Source organism: Zongyangia sp. (assembly GCF_965361945.1).
Window position 1 is genome coordinate 1 of record NZ_CBDTOK010000172.1, and the last position, 19673, is coordinate 19673.

Genomic DNA, 19673 nt, shown 5'->3' on the forward strand with positions numbered 1-19673 from the left:
GTAATGCTCCAATCTCTGCAAAATAGGTAGAGCGAACGCCGCCGTCTTCCCGGTCCCGGTCTGCGCGCAGCCTAGAATATCCCGCCCTTCCAGGGCACTAGGAATTGCCTGAGACTGAATTGGCGTGGGGATTTGATAGCCCTCCTCCTTGATCGCCCGCAACAGTGGAGGAAGTAAATGCAATTGTTCAAAACTAATCAATATGGTTACCTATCCTTCTTATACCAAATATTCCACATCTATGTATGGATGCTAACTTATCAAATAATATATTAAGTATACCACATTTTACACAAAAAACAAACCTTCTATTTGGATATAATTCCTGTAGAAATAAAAAACACCCGCTTAACATGAAGCGGGTGTTTTCCGGATATTATCTTACTGAAAATCCTCGATGGACTTAACAACTGTATGCTCAATAGGTTTCCAAGTAATCTTTTGAAACAGGGCACAAACCGCAATAGGAATGTAGGTCATCATAAAAATCGGGAAGGTGAAAAGATATAGGATTTTCTTTATTGGGTGGGCATGAATTTCTTTCCACTCGGTAAGCGTGGTCAATGTTCCCATAAGAAAGGCAATCAGATAAAGGTTCAGGCAGGAACCCAGGATAGAAATCAGGGTAGCTGGAATGATTTGGGGGGTAACATTGATATTAAAGATACCGACCATACAGAAAATGCCGTTAAACAGGATACTGGCAAAGGTGACAAACATAGCAGGAGAGACATTCATCATCATATCATAGCAGGAAAAGCTTCTCTTCGCCAAAGCTCCCACCGCTAGCTTCCTTCCATACCGGCCAAAGACCTGGTAGTTGCCTTTGGTCCAACGCAGCCGTTGGTTCCAGGACTGGCGAAAAGAGATGGGCTGCTCGTCAAACAGCTTGGCATTGGCACAATATCCGATTTTCTCTCCATGCAGCACACTGTCCACTGTAAACTCAATATCTTCGGTGAGCAGGTAGTGCTTCCAGCCATTGTTTCTTTCGATAATCTCACGGTGTACAAGAAAGCCTGTACCCGAAATTGCGCAACTGGTATGCAGACGCATCCGCACATGGTTTAGGTATTTTGCCTCCCGCAAAAACCATAGGGAATATCCGGCGGAAATCCAGTTAGAGTCATAGTTTTTGGAGTTGCGATAGCTGGTAATCACTTTATATCCATTGTCAAATACCTTGTTCATCTCCCGGATATAGTTTTCATCCAGAAGATTGTCTGCATCAAAGATGAAAAATCCCTCATATTGATCACAAAGCCCGTCATCTTTCATTCGGTGAAAAAGGTAATCCAGAGCATAGCCCTTACCTACCAACTGGCGGTTAAACCGCTCATAGACCTTTGCCCCGGACTGACGGGCCACCTGCGCCGTGTCATCGGTACAGTTATCTGCAATGACAAAGATATCAATCAGCTTTTGAGGATAATTTTGTTTCTTGATACTGGCAATCAACGCAGGTATAACCGAACGCTCATTGCGGGCTGGAATTACTACGGCAAAACGGTGATCCTTCTTTGCCTGATATTTCTTGGGTTGAAGAAAAATACCCAAAATAGCATATAAGATTTGATACGAGTAACAAACAGTGAAAAAAATACAAAGTGCCAGGTTGACACCACGGATAACTGCAAGCATTTCAGATGTCCCCTCTCCACCCTCATCAGTTTTCTATGGAGGGTTCTTTTGGTTTCCTTATTTTTCATCATAGGACATCATTTCGATAAAAACAATGAAGTTTCTCTTACTTTATCTTAAGGAAGTCTTAATTTTACATGAATTTCATATTCTATTTTTTCTCTATCAATACCGTCTTACCTTCTACTGGGCTGAAATCTTCTCCGCCAGCTCCTGCAGATAGACCCATCGCTCCATTTTTTCCGATAGTGTTTGATTAAGTTTCTCCTTTTGCTCTAAAAGCTCCTGTAGCCGGGTAAAATCACTGGTCTGCCTTCCCAGCGCCTGCTCCACTTCAGAGATCTGCTGTTCTAACGCCGCAATCTCCCCATCGATGGTTTCGTATTCCTTTTGCTCCTTATAGGTGAATTTCAGCTTTTCTGTCTTGACCTTTTTCCCTGTACCCGGTTCTTTCTCCATGGTCTTTTCCCGGGCTTTCAAGGCTTCCTGATGTATCTGCTGGTAATCGGTATAGCCCCCTAAGTATCTCTGAATTTTCCCATCTTCAAAGGCGAAAATATGATCGCACACCTTATCCAAGAAATATCGGTCATGAGATACGGTGAGTACCGCTCCCTGAAATTCTTCCAGATAATCTTCTAGTATAGAGAGAGTCTGGATATCCAGGTCATTGGTCGGTTCATCCAGCAGCAAAACATTGGGCGCTGTAATCAGGATTCCCAGAAGATATAGTCTTCTCCTCTCTCCACCGGAAAGGCGCCCGATTGTTGTGTACTGCAATGTGGAGTCAAATAAAAAGCGCTCCATCATCTGACTGGCGGAAAGATCCCCTTCCACCGTCTTCACCCGCTCTCCAAACTGGCGGATATAATCGATGGCCCGCAGGGAAAGATCCATCTCCTCACATTCCTGTGAGAAATATCCGATCTTGACCGTTTCTCCGATCTCCACCCGGCCGCTATCCGGCTGTAATAGGCCCACCATCACCTTGAGCAGTGTGGATTTTCCACACCCATTGGGTCCGATGACGCCGATACGGTCGTCCCGTAGAAGCTGATAGGAAAAATCTTGGAAGAGAGTCCTCCCTCCCATCGTCTTGGTGATACCGGAAATCTCAATGATCTTTTTTCCCAGACGGCTGCTGACCGATGACATCTCCATCGTCTGCCTCTCCAAATCCACCTGTTGCTGGCTCAGTTCATGGAATCGGTCCACCCGGAATTGGGCCTTGGTTCCACGAGCCCTTGCCCCCCGCTGTATCCACGCAAGTTCCTTTTTTAACAGGCTCTGTCTTTTTCTCTCCGTTGCCTGTGCCATTTCTTCTCGCTGGGATTTCAGCTCCAGATAGCGGGCATAATTGCCCTCGTACTGGTAGAGCTGTCCCCTATCGATTTCCAGCAGTCTGGTCGTCACCCTATCGAGAAAATACCTGTCATGGGTGACCATAAGCAGGGCTCCCTTGTAACGGGCAAGATAATCTTCCAACCATTGGACCATGCTGCTATCAATATGGTTGGTAGGCTCGTCTAAAATCAGCAATTGGGACTGGCTGGCCAGCGCCGCAGCCATAGCCACCCTCTTCTTTTGACCGCCAGACAGGGTGTTAATCGGCGCATCGAAATTATCGATGCCTAGCTTCTTTAAAATTGCCTTATATTCATATTCCTGGGATTCCTGCTGCGTCAGCGCCGCTCCCGCTTTCACCTGCTGTAAAACAGTCGTCCCTTCTGGAAACTCCGGATTCTGCGGCAGATACCCCACCTGGATACCTCCGGCTTTTGTCACAAAGCCCTGGTCGGGTTCCTCTACCCCTGCAATTATCTTTAGTAGGGTAGACTTACCAGTGCCGTTGACACCAATGATGCCGATTTTCTCCCCTTCCTCTACACCAAAGGAAACGTCGTGGAGAAGGGGCCTTTCGCTATAACTTTTTTCAATATGTTCTGCTGTGAGAATTGTCATGGTTTCTACTCCCGATTTTTTATCTGTGGTTATTATATCCCATCCCTAAATTGTGGTCAATTGAAGTCGCGGTATCCCTTGATTTTAGACACAATAAAATACTGTATCCGCCAGACACCAATGGGCACACAGAATCACTTTGGGAATACCATCTGAAAGGCGCTCTCTTTTCCTCATCAAAACAAAAGGAAGCGGCTGCAAAAACAGCCGCTTTTGATCCATCCTTTTTATCTGATTTCTCCCATAAAGAAAAGTGCCACCGTTCCAGGCCCTGAATGAGCGCCGATGATGGGGCTAATATTCCCCAGGATAAACTCATTAATACCAAACCTCTTTTTCACCAGTTCTTTAACAAAGAGGGCGTCTTCTTCACTGTCGCCATGGGAAATAAAGACTACATCATTTTGATAATTGCCCAGCTTCTTCTCCATATTGTCAACCAAAGCGATCAAAGACTGCTTACGGCCTCGAATTTTTCCTTCGGCGACCAGCTTTCCCGCATTGTCTACATGCAGAACCGGCTTAATTCCCAACACCGTTCCCACAACTGCGGTGGTCTTGGAGATTCGTCCGCCCCGATGGAGATATTTCAAATCTTCCACCGTAAAATTGTGGCACAGGTGAAGCTTGTTTTCCTCTAGCCAGGCCACCACTTCATCTAGGCTTTTTCCCTCTTTTTGAAGCTGAAGCGCCTTATGAACCAGAAGCCCCTGGCCCATTGAGGCACAAAGGGAATCCACTACCACAATTCTGCGGTCCGGGAACTCTTCCAGAAGGTCATCTCTGGCGATACACATGTTGTTAAAAGTACCGCTCAGTCCGGAAGAGAAGCAAATATGCACTAGGTCATAACCTTCTTTCACATATTTGCGGAAGAAATCCATGGCCTGATCTGGATTAATCTGTTGGGTTTTCGCCAGAGATCCACTGCGCATTTTGTCATAGAAATCGTGAATACCCATTGTGGGATCATCACCACGGTACGAAATATCATCCAGCGCATAGGTAAAATAGGTAACCCCTAAATGATTTTCTTCAATATACCAGTCTGGAAGATCCGCATTGTTATCTGTTGTAATGAGATACCCTTTTGTATCTGGCATTATTCCCACCTCGTTTCATAAAACATAGTCAATATGTTAAAATTATACTATATTTTACGCATAAATTCAAGCAAAATTGCCTATTTCCGAAAAGAGCCTGGAATTGTAGCGAAGATAACAAAATTGATTATCCTTTTTGGTTTATTTCCATAGAATCCACAATTTCTTTAAAGATAGGTGCTGCATAATCCCCACCAGATTCCTTTTCCTCACAAAGCACGACAATAGCATATCGATGTTCACCCACATCACAAAATCCGGAAAACCAAGCGTGGATGAGTTCTTCTCCATCTTTAAACATCCCAGTCTGGGCGGATGCCGTTTTGCCTCCCGCCACACAATGCTTCGGCTTTGCCTTCTTCCCACTTCCGTTGTCTATTACATTGATCATAAAATTTTGTACAATCCCTGCTGTTTTCTTGCTCATGACCGGGGTAGGCTCCAGAATGTCAATGGTCTCTACCAACTCCCCCCCCTGATCATCTGTAATGCCTTTAATGAGGCTTGGCGTCACTGCATAGCCGCCGTTGGCAATGGTGCTGATGAGCTTTGCAATCTGTATGGGTGTAGCCATCAGGGTACCCTGACCAAATCCAAGATTCGCTAGGGTAGCATCATTGAGTATCTCCTCTTTGGTGGTCATATGCCCAGCCGCTGATGCATAATCGGTGTAAAGGATATCCTCCTTGCCGAAACCAATGGCATCGGCCATTTTACCGATGTCATCATATCCTACCTGGAGCGCCAATTGGATAAAGTAGGGATTACAGGAAACTTCCACCGCCCGGTTCATGTCAGAGTAGCCATGTCCAGACAGATCATGGCAGTGGAAAATCTGTCCCTGAATATCGATTGCTCCCTGGCATTCATAGGTGGTATCGGGAGAAATGCCCTGCTCAAGCGCTGCGGCACAAACCAGCAGCTTAAAGGTTGAACCAACATTGTAGGGGGTCATGGTTCGGTTGATAAGCGGACCTTTTTCATTGTCGAGAGAGGCCCCCACATCCTCCGGGTCATAATCTGGAACACTGACCAATGCTTTGATCTCCCCAGTGGCTGTATCCATCACCACCACAGCGCCTTTTTCAATACCCTTTCGGGCCGCTGTCTCTGCAATGCGCTGGATATCCTTGTCTATGGTGAGAACTACTCCCTTTTGGTTGTTGCCTTCTTCAATGACCTCTAGCTGACCGCCTGTCAATGCCTGCCCTAGCGCATTCACCTGATACCGCACAGACACTCTCTTGGTGCTCTCGCTTAAAATATCGTCAAATACTCGTTCCAATCCGTCTACGCCGTGGCCTTCAGCATCCAGATAACCGATGACATGTTGACATAAGTGTTCGGAGCCATAGCGGTTGGGTTGGTCAAATAAAGTAATATTCTCGTTGTTGATATCCAACGATCCTAGGTTGACCGTAAACGGCTTGTAATCCTCACTTTTTTCCACGACATAATCTCGCTTTTCCCCTCCGAGAAGGCTTGTCAGAGCGGTAATCGACTCCGGCGTCGGGATGACCGCAGCAATATGATCTACCGCTGTGTTGACTAAAGGCTCCATGTTGGTGTCGTAGAACATTCCCCGGGCTGTGGTTACATCCATTCGATAGGAGCTCTGATTGTCAGCCGCCATGGCCAGTGTATCCTGCACTGAAAGGGAAAATACGCGAAAGAAAATGAGACTGAAGATCAGCACCATGACAGAGAGGATTCCCACTACTCTTTTCCACATGAAAGATCCTCCTTTGAAAATAAACTAACATTTATTTTGCCCTTTCCTGTGGAAAATATTTTATATTAAAAAAGTGCAAAAAAATAGCGGCCATCGCCGCTATTTTAGGGATATCTGATGCATCACTGGGTTACATACTGTTTGGCGGTAAAAGAATCCACCTCCAGTTTTAGCATCAAAACAGCATCAATATGTTTTTCTTCCAAAGGCAGGTGCTCTCCATGAAATTTTTTCATCAGGTTGAAAAGCATCTTCCGCTTTTCTTCCCTCTTTTCAATCAGCTGCACCCTTCCTTCCCCCATAATACTGGCATAGGTCATGCTATAATCGCAGCCTCGAGGGCCTGTAATCAAATGATATGACCGGTCAATCGAAAAAGCCGCCATGGGGTTCTTTCTTAGGATCTCGACCTTTCTTCCACTAGCCGCGCTGTGAAAATATAAAGACAGCTTTCCATCTTCCAGGGTATAGCCAAAATTAAGAGGAACTACATAGGCTTTTCCATCCTCCACAAGGCCCAGGTGGCATACCTCGCATTCTTCTAAGATTTCACGGATCCGTGTAAGATCCGTCACTTCTCGCTCTTTTCTTCTCATCAATCTACTCCCTCTGCAAATAAATCCGCCGCCTTCTTTGCAATCCGTTCCCCGAAGATCTCCGCCTGGGATAATCCGGTTTCCATACGATCCTTTACAATGACGGCGCCCAGATGCAGATAGGGCTGGCCCAGGGCAGAGCCGCCAGAATAAACCATCATTCCTTTGACCAGCATATGACCCACTATATTCATAATTGCTGTATCGGCACCGCCCTGGACATAGTCGGCTGTAGCATAGGCGGCTCCCAGCTTTCCTTCCAGCTTGTATTTTGAGGATTCATCAAACCATTTTTTGATCTGCCAACAGGTGTTGGCCAAATAGGTTGGTGTTCCAAATACTACCGCCCTGCTTTCCTTCAAAAAATCTTCATCGATTTCATCCAATGGAAAGGCTTTTGCTTCCATTCCCTCGATTTTCTCAGCTCCCCGCTGGATTGCCAAGGCAGTGTCACGGGTTCTCCCTGTTTTGCTATAATAGAGTATAGATAGTTTCATAGTTGCTCCTCCTCTTAAAAACGGATGGAACCTTCCGGTTCCATCCGTTTTTCCTATCTCTTGACAGTACCAATATCCTTACGATAATGGGCAGCGTCAAAGTGGATGTGCCCTACCGCGTCGTAGGCCTTGGCAAGCGCCTGTTTCAGGTCATCCCCTACCGCAGTAACACCCAGCACCCGACCGCCGGCTGTGACGATTTTTCCGTCCTTTAGCGCCGTGCCGGCGTGGTAAACCGTAATATCCTTCATGGCTGCCACATCTTCCAAACCAGAGATCTCTTTACCGGTCTCATACTTTTTGGGGTAGCCTCCAGAAGCCATGATGACGCAAGCGGAGGCTTTGTCTTCCCACTGGACATCGATTTCGCTGAGACGTTCCTCGTAAATGGCGTCAAAAATTTCGTACAGGTCCGTTTTCAGCAAGGGGAGAACGACCTGGGTTTCTGGATCTCCAAACCGGCAGTTATATTCAATGACATAGGGGCCCTTGGGGGTCAGCATAAGGCCGAAGTAGAGGCATCCCTTGAATGGCCGCCCCTCCTTGTTCATTGCCGCCATGGTGGGAAGGAAGATCTCCTCCATACACCGCTTGGCCATTTCAGGGGTGTAGTAAGGATTGGGAGCAATGGTCCCCATTCCTCCCGTATTCGGGCCGGTATCCCCGTCCCCAATACGCTTGTGATCCATAGAAGAAACCATCGGCACCATTGTCTTAGAATCGGTAAATGCCAAAACCGACACCTCTGGTCCGGTAAGATATTCCTCAACTACCACCTGATTGCCCGATTCCCCGAAGATTTTGTCCTCCATAATGGAATGGACGCCATCCATAGCCTGGGTCAGATCTTCGGCAATAATCACGCCCTTGCCCAGAGCCAGTCCATCGGCCTTGATGACAACGGGAAACTCGTTTCTCTCCTTGATATAATCAATGGCGCTTTTGGCGTCGTAAAACACCTCATAAGCCGCCGTAGGAATATGATACTTCTTCATCAGGTTTTTAGAAAATACCTTGCTGCCCTCAATGAGAGCCGCTTCACCCCTAGGGCCAAAGGTCTTAATTCCCTCCTGATTGAGGGCGTCTACCATGCCAAGCACCAACGGATCATCAGGAGCCACTACCACCATGTCCATGTGGTTGGCCTTGGCAAATTTGACAACTCCGTTAATATCGGTGGCCTTTACCGGTACCGGGGTGGCAATCTGATTGATCCCTGCATTGGAGGGACAACAGTATAGCTCCGTTACCTTGGGAGACTGTTTCAGTTTCAGCGCAATGGCATGCTCACGACCGCCTGAGCCCACGATTAGAACTTTCATCGCAACCTCCATTTCTGCGGCAGTGGAAAATGCCTGCTGGCCTGCTTCCTCTGCCACTTTTGCCGCCTTTCTGGAAGAGCGGCCCATTAAAATTTATTCTCCAGGAAAATTTTAGTGTTTAAAATGGCGCATTCCTGTAAAGACCATGGCGATTCCCGCCTTGTTGCAGGCGTCAATGCTCTCCTGGTCGCGGATGGAACCACCCGGCTGAATAATAGCGGTAATACCGGCCTTTTCAGCAGCTTCCACACAGTCAGAGAAGGGGAAGAAGGCGTCAGACGCCATCACAGAACCCTTGACCTTGTCCCCGCCGTATTTAATGGCCAGTTCCAAAGCAGTAATCCGGTTGGTCTGCCCCGGTCCTACACCGACAGTCTGATCTCCTTTGGCCAAGACAATGGCGTTGGACTTGGTATGTTTGACAACTCTCCACCCGAAGAGCAGATCTTTCATCTCTTCTTCTGTGGGAGCGCGGTCGGTAACCACCTTCAAGTTCTCAGGAATATACAGCTGGGTATCGATTTCCTGAACCAAAAGACCGCCAGCGACCTTCTTCATGTCCATCATGTCGGGAGTATTGGGTTTTGCAAGCCCCTCAAGCTCCAAAAGCCGGATATTCTTTTTCTTGGTCAGGATTTCCAGGGCTTCTTTGGAGAAGGAGGGAGCAATGATGATCTCCAGGAAAATCTTCGCCAGTTCTGTAGCGGTGGCCTCGTCTACCTCCCGGTTGAGGGCGACAATACCGCCGAAGATGGAAACTGGATCTGCCTCATAGGCCTTTTGATAAGCCTCCAGAATGGTGCTGCCCAAGCCAACACCGCAGGGATTTGCATGCTTGACCCCTACCGCACAGGGCACATCATAGCCAAACTCCTTGATGACATCCAGCGCACCGTTAGCGTCGTTAATATTGTTATAAGAAAGCTCTTTTCCATGGAGCTGTTTGGCAGAGGAAAGCACATTGTCGCGGTTGCCAATCTCTTTGTAGAAAGCAGCCTTCTGATGAGGATTCTCGCCATAGCGCATCTGCTGTACCTTCTCAAAGGTCATGGTCAGGGTATCGGGAAGGTTATCCTTGCCCAGCTGGCCACGCAGATAATTGCAGATCATGGCGTCATAGGAGGCAGTGTGCTCAAACACCTTATATGCCAACTCAAACTTGGTCTCTTTGGAGATGCCTCCAGCTTTAAGACCATCGATTACCGTCTTGTAATCCGCCGGATCTACCACAACGGCCACATCCTGCCAATTCTTTGCGGCTGCACGGATCATGGTGGGGCCGCCGATGTCGATGTTTTCAATGGCCTCTTCCAGCTGTACGCCTGGTTTCAGGATTGTCTGCTTGAAGGGATAAAGATTGATGGCGACTACGTCAATGAGGGTAACCCCTAATTCTTCTACCTGGCGCATGTGCTCTGGATTGGAGCGCATGGCCAAAATGCCAGCATGCACCAATGGATGCAGGGTTTTTACACGGCCATCCAGGCACTCGGGAAAACCGGTGATGTCGGATACACCTGTCACCTGAACCCCATTCTCCCGCAGCACTTTTGCTGTGCCGCCGGTGGAAACCACTTCATAGCCCAGGGCTTCCAGCTCCTTGGCAAATTCTACAATTCCAGTCTTATCAGAAACACTGAGAATCGCTCTCTTCTTCATTGCAAACATCCTTTCTCCTTATTTTTTCCCTGTTCAAACTGCTGGCAAAGCATTTGCACTGCCTTGGGGAGCAGTTCCCATTCCGCTTCTTCCATTACCCGGCGCTGCAAGGTTTCCGGTGTATCCCCATCCTTGACCTCTACCGCCTTCTGTAGAATAATCTTTCCCCCATCTGTGACCTCATTGACAAAGTGGACGGTTGCTCCCGTCACCTTGACTCCATAATCCAGCGCCGCCTGATGTACCCGCAAGCCATAGTAACCATCCCCACAAAAGGAGGGAATCAGGGCAGGATGAACGTTGATAATTCTATCCCGATAGGCGTCAGTCACTTCTTTCGATAGGATCGACAAAAATCCGGCCAACACCACAAGATCAATTTCATGGGCGTCCAGGATCTCGATCACCTTTCTTCCGTAGTCCACAGGGTCAGGATATTCTTTTCTTGAAACTACTGCGGTCTCAATCCCGTGGTTTCGCGCCCGCTCCAACGCGTAAGCCTTCGGGCTGCTAGAGAGGACCAGCGCCACTCTTCCATCTCGGATGATACCAGAATCCTGCGCATCCAAGATAGCCTGTAAATTGGTTCCGCCCCCCGAGACCAATACGGCGATTTTCTGCATCCGCTGTCTCTTCCTTCCCATTCTATTGGAGAAGATGGCCGCTTCCCAAGAATAGTCAAGCGGCCAAAATTCCTCTATTTGATTTCAATTCCCTCGCCTGCTTTGACCTGGCCAATAATATAAGCCGTCTCTCCACAGGAAGTAAGGATTTCTACTGCTTTGTCAGCCTGATCTTTCGGTACGATGACACACATACCTACACCCATATTAAAGGTGTTGTACATGTCGCGCATTGGAATCTGCCCCACCGTCTGGATCATCTTGAAGATGGGAAGGATGCGCAGGCTGGCACTGTCAATTGACGCCATCATTCCCGGCTTTAGGCAACGGGGAATATTCTCGTAGAACCCACCGCCGGTAATATGAGCGATAGCGCGGACAGATACAGATTCCATCAGCTTGAGCACAGGCTTGACATAGATTTTGGTGGGAGTCAGCAACGCCTCTCCCAGGGTCATGCCCAGCTCGTCACTGTACATGGTAAGATCATTTTTCTCTACATTGAATACCTTGCGCACCAAAGAAAAGCCGTTGGAGTGCACACCGCTGGAGGCCAGGGCGACGATGACATCCCCCTCTTCCATCGTGTTTTGATCCAAAATCTTTTCTTTGTCTACAACACCTACCGCAAATCCAGCTAGGTCGTATTCATCTTCGGGATAGAAGCCCGGCATCTCCGCCGTTTCTCCGCCGATCAGAGCGCATCCTGCTTGGACACAGCCCCCCGCCACGCCAGAGACAATCTGTGCCACCCGTTCTGGCACATTTTTGCCCACAGCCACATAGTCAAGGAAAATCTGTGGCTTAGCACCAGAACATACAATGTCGTTGACGCACATGGCCACGCAATCAATTCCTACAGTATCATGTTTATCCAGCAAAAATGCGATTTTCAGCTTGGTGCCAACACCATCAGTTCCCGCTACCAACACCGGGTGTTTTGTCTCGGAAAGATCCAGCTCGAAAAGTCCACCAAAGCCTCCCAAGCCCGAAAGTACGCCAGAGGTCATGGTTTTGGCTACATGTTCCTTCATCAGTTCTACTGCTTTGTATCCGGCTGTTACGTCAACACCGGCCGCCTTATAGCTGTCGCTGTAGCTATTCATTATCGACCAACTCCCCTGTTTGCCTTTTTATTTTTTCTTTTCACTCAGCTTTGTCTCAAATTTATCCTTGGGCATTTCCGAAGGAACCTCGATGGGATAGTTTCCGGTAAAGCATCCCACACAGAATTCACTGTCGGGGATTCCGGCAATCTTCTGGACGTCTTCCACCGTCAGGAATCCTAAACTGTCAACTCCAATATGTTTTGCCATCTGTTCTTCATCCATCTTACATGCCAAGAGCTTGTCACGGCTGTCCACGTCCACACCAAAATAACAGGGATGACGGAACGGCGGGGAAGATACCCGCATATGCACTTCCGTAGCGCCCGCTTCTTTCAGCAGATCGACAATCCGCGCGCTGGTAGTACCGCGGACGATGGAATCATCCACCAACACTACCCGTTTTCCCCGGACGGTAGCCTCCAAAGCATTCAGTTTAATCCGCACTGCGTTCTCCCGCTGCGTCTGGGTGGGTTGGATAAAGGTTCTGCCCACATAACGGTTCTTGATAAATCCTACGCCATAGGGGATACCGGACTGCTTGGCAAATCCCAAGGCGGCATCCAAGCCTGAATCAGGCACACCGATGACAACATCCGCCTGCACTGGATGACGCAGGGCAAGGTAAGATCCAGCCCGCTGCCGCGCTTCATGAACACTGCTTCCCTCAATGACAGAATCAGGACGGGCAATATAAACATACTCAAATACGCACATATTACACTTATGGCCACAGTGGGTCTTGATGCTACGCTCTCCGTCCTTATCCACCACCACGATTTCACCCGGTTCAATATCCCGGATAAATTTTGCGCCCAGGCTATCCAACGCACAGCTTTCAGAAGCGAATATGGTAGAATTATCCAGTTTGCCGATACAAAGCGGACGGAACCCATTGGGATCGCGGGCTGCGATCAACTTGGTCGGGGACATAATGACCAGACTGTAAGCGCCTTTGATGCGCTTCATCGCCCGCTCCACGGCCTCTTCGATGGATCCGCAGCTGAGCCGCTCTTTTGTAATCGTATAAGCGATAACCTCGCTATCATTGGTGCTGTGGAAGATAGCGCCTTCCAGTTCTAGTTCCTCCCGCAGCTGCCTGGCGTTGACCAAGCTGCCATTGTGGGCCAGGGCCATAGGTCCCTTAATATGGCGGATATACAGCGGCTGGGCATTGCTGCGACTGGCGTTACCCATGGTAGAATAACGCACATGTCCCACTGCCATCTGTCCCTTGCCCAGTTTGGAAAGAACGTCTTTATTGAAAACTTCTGGTACCAGTCCTACATCCTTGTGGGCAGTAATAATACCGTCATCATTGACAGCAATTCCACAGCTTTCCTGCCCACGGTGTTGCAAAGCATACAGGGCAATATAAGTCAGTGATGCAACATCGTGGTTGTCCCTGTCGTAGATGCCAAATACACCGCATTCTTCATTGAGTTTATTAAGCACAGAGGTTCCTCCCATGTTCCAATTTCTCAGATTATTCACCCAATAGGCGTTTCATAATCTCCTGATAAGCTCCTTCCACATTACCCAAATCTCTGCGGAAACGGTCTTTATCCAGCTTCTCACCGGTAACGCTATCCCAGAAACGGCAGGTATCAGGAGAAATTTCATCGGCCAGTACAATGGTGCCGTCATTGGTCTTGCCGAATTCCAGCTTGAAGTCAATCAGCTCAATGTTGAGATCTTTCAGATAATCAGAAAGGATCTCATTGATCTTAAAAGAGTAATCAGCGATAAGCTTCAGCTCCTCCGGAGTGGCCAGTTCCATGGCGAACACGTGATAATCATTGATCATCGGATCACCCAGCTCATCATCCTTGTAGCTATACTCCAGAACAGTCTTGGCCAACTTTTTCCCCTCCGGGATTCCCAGCCGCTTGGAAAGGGAACCGGCAGCAATATTCCGGACAATGACCTCCAAGGGGATAATTTTCACCCTTTTGACAACGGTTTCCCGGTCAGAAATCTCCTCCACAAAATGGGTGGGAATCCCCTTGGTTTCCAGCATCTTCATCAGATGATTGGTTACCCGGTTGTTGATAATCCCCTTGTCGTGGATAGTTCCTTTTTTCTGGCCGTTAAACGCAGTTGCATCGTCCTTGTAATCTACAATTACCAGATTGGGATCGTCGGTGGCGAATACCTTTTTTGCCTTACCCTCATAAAGCTGTTCCATTTTTTTCATCTTGATATCCTCCCGTTCAATTATTAACCGTTGTTTTGTGGTTCTCAATCATAGCTCACCAAGCTGTGCCTGGAGTTTTTTATCCTTCTCTATCACCTTTTCCACCATATCTTTTTTCATAGCAGAAAGCTGATCCGCAATCTTTTCGTCCTCAATGCCTAACATCTGCAGAGCCAAAATAGCAGCATTTTCCGCGCCGTCAATAGCCACAGTAGCTACTGGGATACCAGAAGGCATCTGCACTGTAGCCAAAAGAGCGTCCAATCCATCCAGGGTAGAGGACTTGACCGGGATTCCGATGACTGGCAGTGTTGTATGTGCTGCCAATACTCCAGCCAGATGGGCTGCTTTGCCAGCCGCCGCGATGATAACACCAAAGCCATTATCCCGCGCCTTCGCTGCAAAGGAACAGGCCAACTCCGGCGTGCGGTGGGCGCTCATTACGTGGACCTCCACTTCTACACCAAAGCTTTTCAGCTTTGTTACGCAACCTTTTAGAACCGGGAAATCGCTGTCACTTCCCATAATAAGTGCAACTTTTTTTGCCATCACACAATCTCCTTACTTCATTGATTTTCACGTAAAAAGGCTACGTGCAGAGGTTGCACGTAGCCCTTATGATTACAGTTTTCCGCTCATTGGCACACGGGGTCCCGAGGGAATCAGGTGCATTTCCGCCATTTGATACATCCTGCCCACACCACTCGCAAATATTCTATTGAAAATTGCTGTTAGTACCATCACAATACCCCGCTCATATTCAATATACTTCTAATCATAAACGATGACAGCCGGAAAAGCAATTGTCAAAAATGAATGGGAATTCTTCCCCGATAGCAGAAGCAATCGGTCAATTTTTACATATTCTTTACTTTTCAGTCCAAATGCCTTTATCTTTGCATGCTTTCTATTTTATTCCTGCAAAATTAATTCACTATCGATCGATAAATGAACTACCTCCACGATTTGTGTCTTTCTCATGATTTCGTAATATGATAGACGTCTCTGCCTTTCTTCATCTACCACTAGCTGAGTACCTCTTTCTGGCCATAGTGTTTATAACAGCTCACTCCCGTTTTGATTTTCTTGCTCGCTTTATGTCATACTGTTTTCTATACAAAAGAAGCCCCAGGTCGGAACCTAGGGCTTCTTTTAACGGTTGAGTAGATAAATACCAAAATTGAGATATCCGGCGAATATCAGCCACGCCAAATATGGGATGAGCAGATATCCGGCTGCCGGTCTGATTTTATAGAAGGAGACCAGAACGATCACGGTCACCATGATAAGCAACAGCAGGACGACAAAAGCCGCCAGAGGCTGCTTAAGGCCAAAAAATACAGGCGTCCAGGAAAAGTTGAGGAGAAGATTCACCCCATACCATAGCAGAGCATTCCGTTTTGCTTCCCCTGATGCGTTGCTGCCTACCACCAAGGTGGCCGCAAGAGCCATGAGAAGGTACAAAACGCTCCATACCACCGGGAAGACCCAGTTAGGCGGGGACAGGGGCGGCTGGATAAACTCGCCATAGGCCGCTGCCGGATCGGTCAGCATACCGATGGCTGTACCTCCGCCTAAGGTAATCAAAATCAATAATAAAAAAATCCCCCACCGAAATCGTTTTGCCATCATCAGGATTCCTTTCTCTCTATAAGTTGACTTTCTATATTGTTACCGAATACAAAAAAGATATGCTTTCTCTCTCCACTCTATACCAGAAGATACAGCATAGATCTGTCAGTTTTTAAAAGAAAGTTTCAGCGCTTTGGCAAATTGTCTTTTTCTCCGCTACTTGCTATAATGAATATAACCTTATGACGAATGTGAAGTTTCAAACGACAAACAAAAATTAGGAAAAACATGATTGACTTGGCAATTGGGAAAGGCAGGCAAAAATGAAGATTTCAAAACAGTCACACAGCAAAGACATCCTCATTTTATCCCTGCCCGCCTGGATCCCTCCTGTGCTCTTTGCTTTGTATTATCCCCTCTTTTCCTATTTAATTGAGCCGGGCTTTGGCCCTGCACCAGCTGATTCTGTGATTCCCGGTGTCAGCGCCAACGATATCACCTACCTATTTTTTGCAGGCGCTCTCGTCCTTTGCCTGCTTGCCATTGTCATCCTCAAGGGAAAACTGGCCAATCTGTGGCAAAAAGTCCTTTATGTCTTTTTCGCCATCGCTTTAGACTGTGCGCTGTGCTGGTTCTTCCTCCAAATGCTTCTCCATTAGCAAAGGAGCTATTATGAAAAAAAAGATCATCCCCCTTTTTCTTTTCCTGATGGGAATATTTTGTCTTCTTTTTTCTCTGATTCCCATCTGTTTTTATCATATCTTTAATCTCGGTGCGCTCCTGCTGTTGGCGGCAGGGCTTTTTTTCATCTCCATCGGCATCTTCTGGCATCCCCTGTGGAATTGGTATCGTCAAACGCCAAAACTTTGGGGCAAACGGCTTTTTTCTATAGGCTGCGGTGTTTGCTTGGCTGGTATCCTCTGCCTGACTGGATTTTTCACCGTTATGGCCAAAGCCGCCTACTTCACCCCTCCTCAGGAGGGAGACAACACCGTTATCGTTCTTGGATGCCTGATTCAAGGCGATTCTCCCTCCCAAATGTTGGCTGGGCGGCTGGATAAGGCAGTCGCCTACCTGCAGGCCCATCCTCAGGCCCGTTGTATTGTATCCGGAGGCCAGGGGGAAAATGAGGATTATACCGAGGCCTATGTTATGGCAGAATATCTTATCTCCCATGGAATCTCACCAGACCGCATCCTGAAAGAAGAAGATTCTACCGACACTGAGGAAAATCTCCTTTTTAGCTCCCAGCTGATCCGATCCGAAGGTCTCAGTGAAGATGTCATCATTGTCACCGACGATTTTCACATGTTCCGGGCTATGGAGCGGGCCAGACAAAATGGTTTGACTCCCACCGCTCTTCCTTCTCAGCCTCCTTGGGCGCTGGCCCCCTGCTACTGGCTGCGGGAAGTTTTCGGAATTGTAGAAATGTATCTGTTTTAAAGTATCTCACCATAGACAAAGAGGGACGGGGCCCAAGGCTCCGTCCCTCTTTGTTTGAGGAAATCATATTACATAAAGGGAGATGGCAAGAAAGTGGAAAGCACTGCCCAATAGGACAAAAATATGGAAAATCTCGTGGAACCCTAGATGCTGCAATATGTTTGGCTTTTTTAGCGCATAGATGATTCCGCCTATTGTGTAAAAGATTCCACCGATCACCAGCAGCGCGATAGCACCAGGTTCCATGGACCGAAGGGCGTCCAGGTCATAGACCAAAAACCATCCCATTGCCAGATAAAACAGGGTGGACAACCAGCGCGGCATAGAAAACCACAAAAGCATCAGCGTCACTCCCGCCAGCCCGATGATCCAGATGAGCGCTGTCATCCACAGGGCTTTTTCCCCCTGGAGATAGTTGAGGAGGATTGGCGTATAGGTGCCGGCGATCAGGACGTAAATCATGGCATGATCCAATTTCCGAAGCCGGAGGGTACGGGCCGGAGTGGTTTTGACAAAATGATAGAGGCTGCTGCATGCGTACAGCGCTACCAAAGAGGTGCCAAATATCATGACCGATACCGTCTTTTTTTCACCTGCTCCCCCGCTGAGCAGCTGGATGGCCAGAATCAGCGTTCCCGCCAAGGATATCACAGCGCCCCAGAAGTGGGTCATGCTGCTAATGGGATCCCGCGCGTTTAAATTCCAATACGACATAATAAAGACACCTCCATTTCAATATATAGTTTTTAAAACTATATTTATGGTTACATGATACTATATTATCCGATAAAATCAAGTGCTTTTTATTGAAATTTACACCATATTAACATATAATAAGGAGGAAGGTATCAAGTGAAGGAGAAGGAACATGGAGATTACCAGCCAAACCGTCAAGGAGATCCTGGCAAAGTCTATTGAAACCACAGACGTCCAACCCGATGATATTCCCAATCTAGATTTATATATGGACCAGGTCATCACCGTCTTTGAGGAAAAGCTCAGTGGAAACAAACGGCGGGAGGAAGATAAGCTGCTGACCAAAACCATGATCAATAACTACAGCAAGGCGGGCATCCTTCAGCCAATCAAGGGCAAAAAATACAGCAAAGAGCATATTTTGCAGATGCTTTTCATCTATAATCTGAAGCAGACCCTTTCCATCGCTGATATCCAACGTCTCACCCAGGGTGTGGAGGAAGAATTGCGTCAGCAGGGATTATCCGAAAAGGAGACGCTGCCCAAACTCTACGAGCGGTTTCTCGCGTCCAAGAAGGAACAACGTGTTCAACTGATCCAGGCCTTTGACGCCACCGTAGAAAAAAACGCGGTGGAAAACCGGTGTGACCTCTATGAAATTGTCCTTTCCCTGTGCAGTATGTCCAACCTTCTGCGCATTGCGGCCGAGAGGATCATCGACGTCTATTTCGAGGATGACCAGGGAAAGAAAAACAAAGACAAGTAGCCTCTCGCCCCGCGGCAATTGTATCTTGCCACGGGGCGTTTTTTCTATACGGCAATAGCTCAGAAAAGCCGGGTAAAGGCGACGATCATCAGCAAGATACCGCTCAGAGGAGAAAGGTCAGGCGTCGTTTTTCCACGCAATCTCTTTCCCAGATGAAAGCCCGCCAACACAACAATGAACTGGATCACAGCGTAGATGGCGATGGTCAGAAAAATGGGGATATCACTCAGCCCGCTGCCCAACCCGCTGGCCAGGGAATCCACCGACAGCGCCGTCGCCAGATAGAGGGATTCCCGGACGCTTAGATCCTTGGAATCATCGGAATCGGCCTTTGTCTCATCCAGGAAGACATCCAATACAAACCGGATGCCCTGCATTTCAAAGCTCACCTGCTTGGCGCCCCGACGGCGGCGCAGATAGTTTTTGAATAATCCTTCAAAGAGGGTGACAACCCCTACAAGAAACAGCAGCCCAAAGCTAATGCCGGAGCAGACGGCGGGAGGGACTGCCTGTCGGATAATCCCGCCGGCCAATAGAGAAAGTCCCAAGCAGGCTGTCCCCACCCCGCTGATGACAGCGGCAGGCGCCAGGGCAATGTGGATATTGTTGGCGCCATAGGCCAAGCTCGCAATCAACGCGTCAATGGAAAGCGCCAGAACCAGAAGAAGCATGGGAACCAAGGAAAACACACCCTTTCCGCAGCGGCGGCCGGCAAAATTGCCGCTGTATCATTTTATTCCTCGATCGCATTTGTGTGC

General features: G+C 48.0%; 20 protein-coding genes. 3 read left to right on the forward strand and 17 right to left on the reverse strand.

Features of this window, described 5'->3' with window-relative positions:
• From ACZ25G_RS10335 to ACZ25G_RS10405, 15 genes are all read right to left on the reverse strand, one after another.
• On the reverse strand, positions 1 to 198 hold a 198-nt coding region (locus ACZ25G_RS10335), incomplete at its 3' end, for a DEAD/DEAH box helicase (RefSeq protein WP_463682408.1).
• A gap of 183 nt (positions 199 to 381) precedes the next feature.
• Positions 382 to 1641 carry a glycosyltransferase family 2 protein gene (locus ACZ25G_RS10340; protein WP_463682396.1) on the reverse strand — a complete coding sequence of 420 codons (1260 nt, stop codon included), beginning with the start codon at positions 1639 to 1641 and terminating at the stop codon, positions 382 to 384.
• A gap of 183 nt (positions 1642 to 1824) precedes the next feature.
• On the reverse strand, positions 1825 to 3603 hold the full coding sequence (locus ACZ25G_RS10345) for an ABC-F family ATP-binding cassette domain-containing protein (RefSeq protein ID WP_463682397.1): 1779 nt from the start codon (positions 3601 to 3603) through the stop codon (positions 1825 to 1827).
• 227 nt (positions 3604 to 3830) lie between these two features.
• The gene (locus tag ACZ25G_RS10350; RefSeq protein WP_463682398.1) at positions 3831 to 4706 is read right to left on the reverse strand and encodes a DegV family protein; all 876 of its coding nucleotides are present in this window, start codon (positions 4704 to 4706) and stop codon (positions 3831 to 3833) included.
• A gap of 127 nt (positions 4707 to 4833) precedes the next feature.
• Positions 4834 to 6438: a peptidoglycan D,D-transpeptidase FtsI family protein gene (locus tag ACZ25G_RS10355; protein ID WP_463682399.1), complete on the reverse strand. Its 1605-nt coding sequence runs from the start codon at positions 6436 to 6438 to the stop codon at positions 4834 to 4836.
• A gap of 122 nt (positions 6439 to 6560) precedes the next feature.
• Positions 6561 to 7034 (reverse strand): pyridoxamine 5'-phosphate oxidase family protein, encoded by a 474-nt coding sequence (locus ACZ25G_RS10360; protein WP_463682400.1) that lies wholly within the window; start codon positions 7032 to 7034, stop codon positions 6561 to 6563.
• Positions 7034 to 7531, reverse strand: coding sequence for a flavodoxin family protein (locus ACZ25G_RS10365; protein WP_342680296.1), 498 nt, complete (start codon positions 7529 to 7531; stop codon positions 7034 to 7036). Before ACZ25G_RS10365 ends, ACZ25G_RS10360 begins: the two co-directional genes overlap by 1 nt.
• Positions 7532 to 7584: 53 nt before the next feature.
• Positions 7585 to 8853 (reverse strand): phosphoribosylamine--glycine ligase, encoded by a 1269-nt coding sequence (gene purD / locus ACZ25G_RS10370; RefSeq protein WP_463682409.1) that lies wholly within the window; start codon positions 8851 to 8853, stop codon positions 7585 to 7587.
• Positions 8854 to 8964: 111 nt separating this feature from the next.
• Positions 8965 to 10512, reverse strand: a complete 1548-nt coding sequence (gene purH / locus ACZ25G_RS10375; protein WP_463682401.1) for a bifunctional phosphoribosylaminoimidazolecarboxamide formyltransferase/IMP cyclohydrolase — start codon at positions 10510 to 10512, stop codon at positions 8965 to 8967.
• On the reverse strand, positions 10509 to 11135 hold the full coding sequence (purN, locus tag ACZ25G_RS10380; RefSeq protein WP_463682402.1) for a phosphoribosylglycinamide formyltransferase: 627 nt from the start codon (positions 11133 to 11135) through the stop codon (positions 10509 to 10511). Before purN ends, purH begins: the two co-directional genes overlap by 4 nt.
• 74 nt (positions 11136 to 11209) lie before the next feature.
• Positions 11210 to 12241: a phosphoribosylformylglycinamidine cyclo-ligase gene (gene purM, locus ACZ25G_RS10385; RefSeq protein WP_463682403.1), complete on the reverse strand. Its 1032-nt coding sequence runs from the start codon at positions 12239 to 12241 to the stop codon at positions 11210 to 11212.
• 27 nt (positions 12242 to 12268) lie between these two features.
• Positions 12269 to 13711: an amidophosphoribosyltransferase gene (gene purF, locus ACZ25G_RS10390; RefSeq protein WP_463682410.1), complete on the reverse strand. Its 1443-nt coding sequence runs from the start codon at positions 13709 to 13711 to the stop codon at positions 12269 to 12271.
• A 16-nt stretch (positions 13712 to 13727) separates the two neighbouring features.
• Positions 13728 to 14438: a phosphoribosylaminoimidazolesuccinocarboxamide synthase gene (gene purC / locus ACZ25G_RS10395; RefSeq protein WP_191481751.1), complete on the reverse strand. Its 711-nt coding sequence runs from the start codon at positions 14436 to 14438 to the stop codon at positions 13728 to 13730.
• Positions 14439 to 14486: 48 nt separating this feature from the next.
• A complete protein-coding gene (gene purE / locus ACZ25G_RS10400; RefSeq protein WP_191481750.1) occupies positions 14487 to 14987 on the reverse strand; it encodes a 5-(carboxyamino)imidazole ribonucleotide mutase in 501 nt (166 codons plus the stop codon).
• 603 nt (positions 14988 to 15590) lie between these two features.
• Positions 15591 to 16067 carry a TspO/MBR family protein gene (locus tag ACZ25G_RS10405; RefSeq protein ID WP_191510532.1) on the reverse strand — a complete coding sequence of 159 codons (477 nt, stop codon included), beginning with the start codon at positions 16065 to 16067 and terminating at the stop codon, positions 15591 to 15593.
• A gap of 266 nt (positions 16068 to 16333) precedes the next feature.
• On the opposite strand from ACZ25G_RS10405, the gene ACZ25G_RS10410 reads away from it, so the two are divergent.
• Positions 16334 to 16669, forward strand: a complete 336-nt coding sequence (locus ACZ25G_RS10410) for a hypothetical protein (protein WP_463682404.1) — start codon at positions 16334 to 16336, stop codon at positions 16667 to 16669.
• A gap of 49 nt (positions 16670 to 16718) precedes the next feature.
• Positions 16719 to 17453: a YdcF family protein gene (locus tag ACZ25G_RS10415; RefSeq protein WP_463682405.1), complete on the forward strand. Its 735-nt coding sequence runs from the start codon at positions 16719 to 16721 to the stop codon at positions 17451 to 17453.
• A gap of 63 nt (positions 17454 to 17516) precedes the next feature.
• Here ACZ25G_RS10415 and trhA read toward each other — a convergent pair whose 3' ends face one another.
• Complete coding sequence (gene trhA / locus ACZ25G_RS10420; RefSeq protein WP_463682406.1) at positions 17517 to 18167, reverse strand: PAQR family membrane homeostasis protein TrhA; 651 nt, start codon at positions 18165 to 18167, stop codon at positions 17517 to 17519.
• A gap of 154 nt (positions 18168 to 18321) precedes the next feature.
• Between trhA and ACZ25G_RS10425 the strand changes: the two genes are divergently transcribed.
• On the forward strand, positions 18322 to 18915 hold the full coding sequence (locus ACZ25G_RS10425; protein WP_191510528.1) for a DUF1836 domain-containing protein: 594 nt from the start codon (positions 18322 to 18324) through the stop codon (positions 18913 to 18915).
• Positions 18916 to 18974: 59 nt separating this feature from the next.
• Here the strand turns inward: ACZ25G_RS10425 and ACZ25G_RS10430 are convergent, their stop codons facing one another.
• On the reverse strand, positions 18975 to 19586 hold the full coding sequence (locus ACZ25G_RS10430; protein WP_463682407.1) for a manganese efflux pump: 612 nt from the start codon (positions 19584 to 19586) through the stop codon (positions 18975 to 18977).
• Positions 19587 to 19673 lie beyond the last annotated feature (87 nt).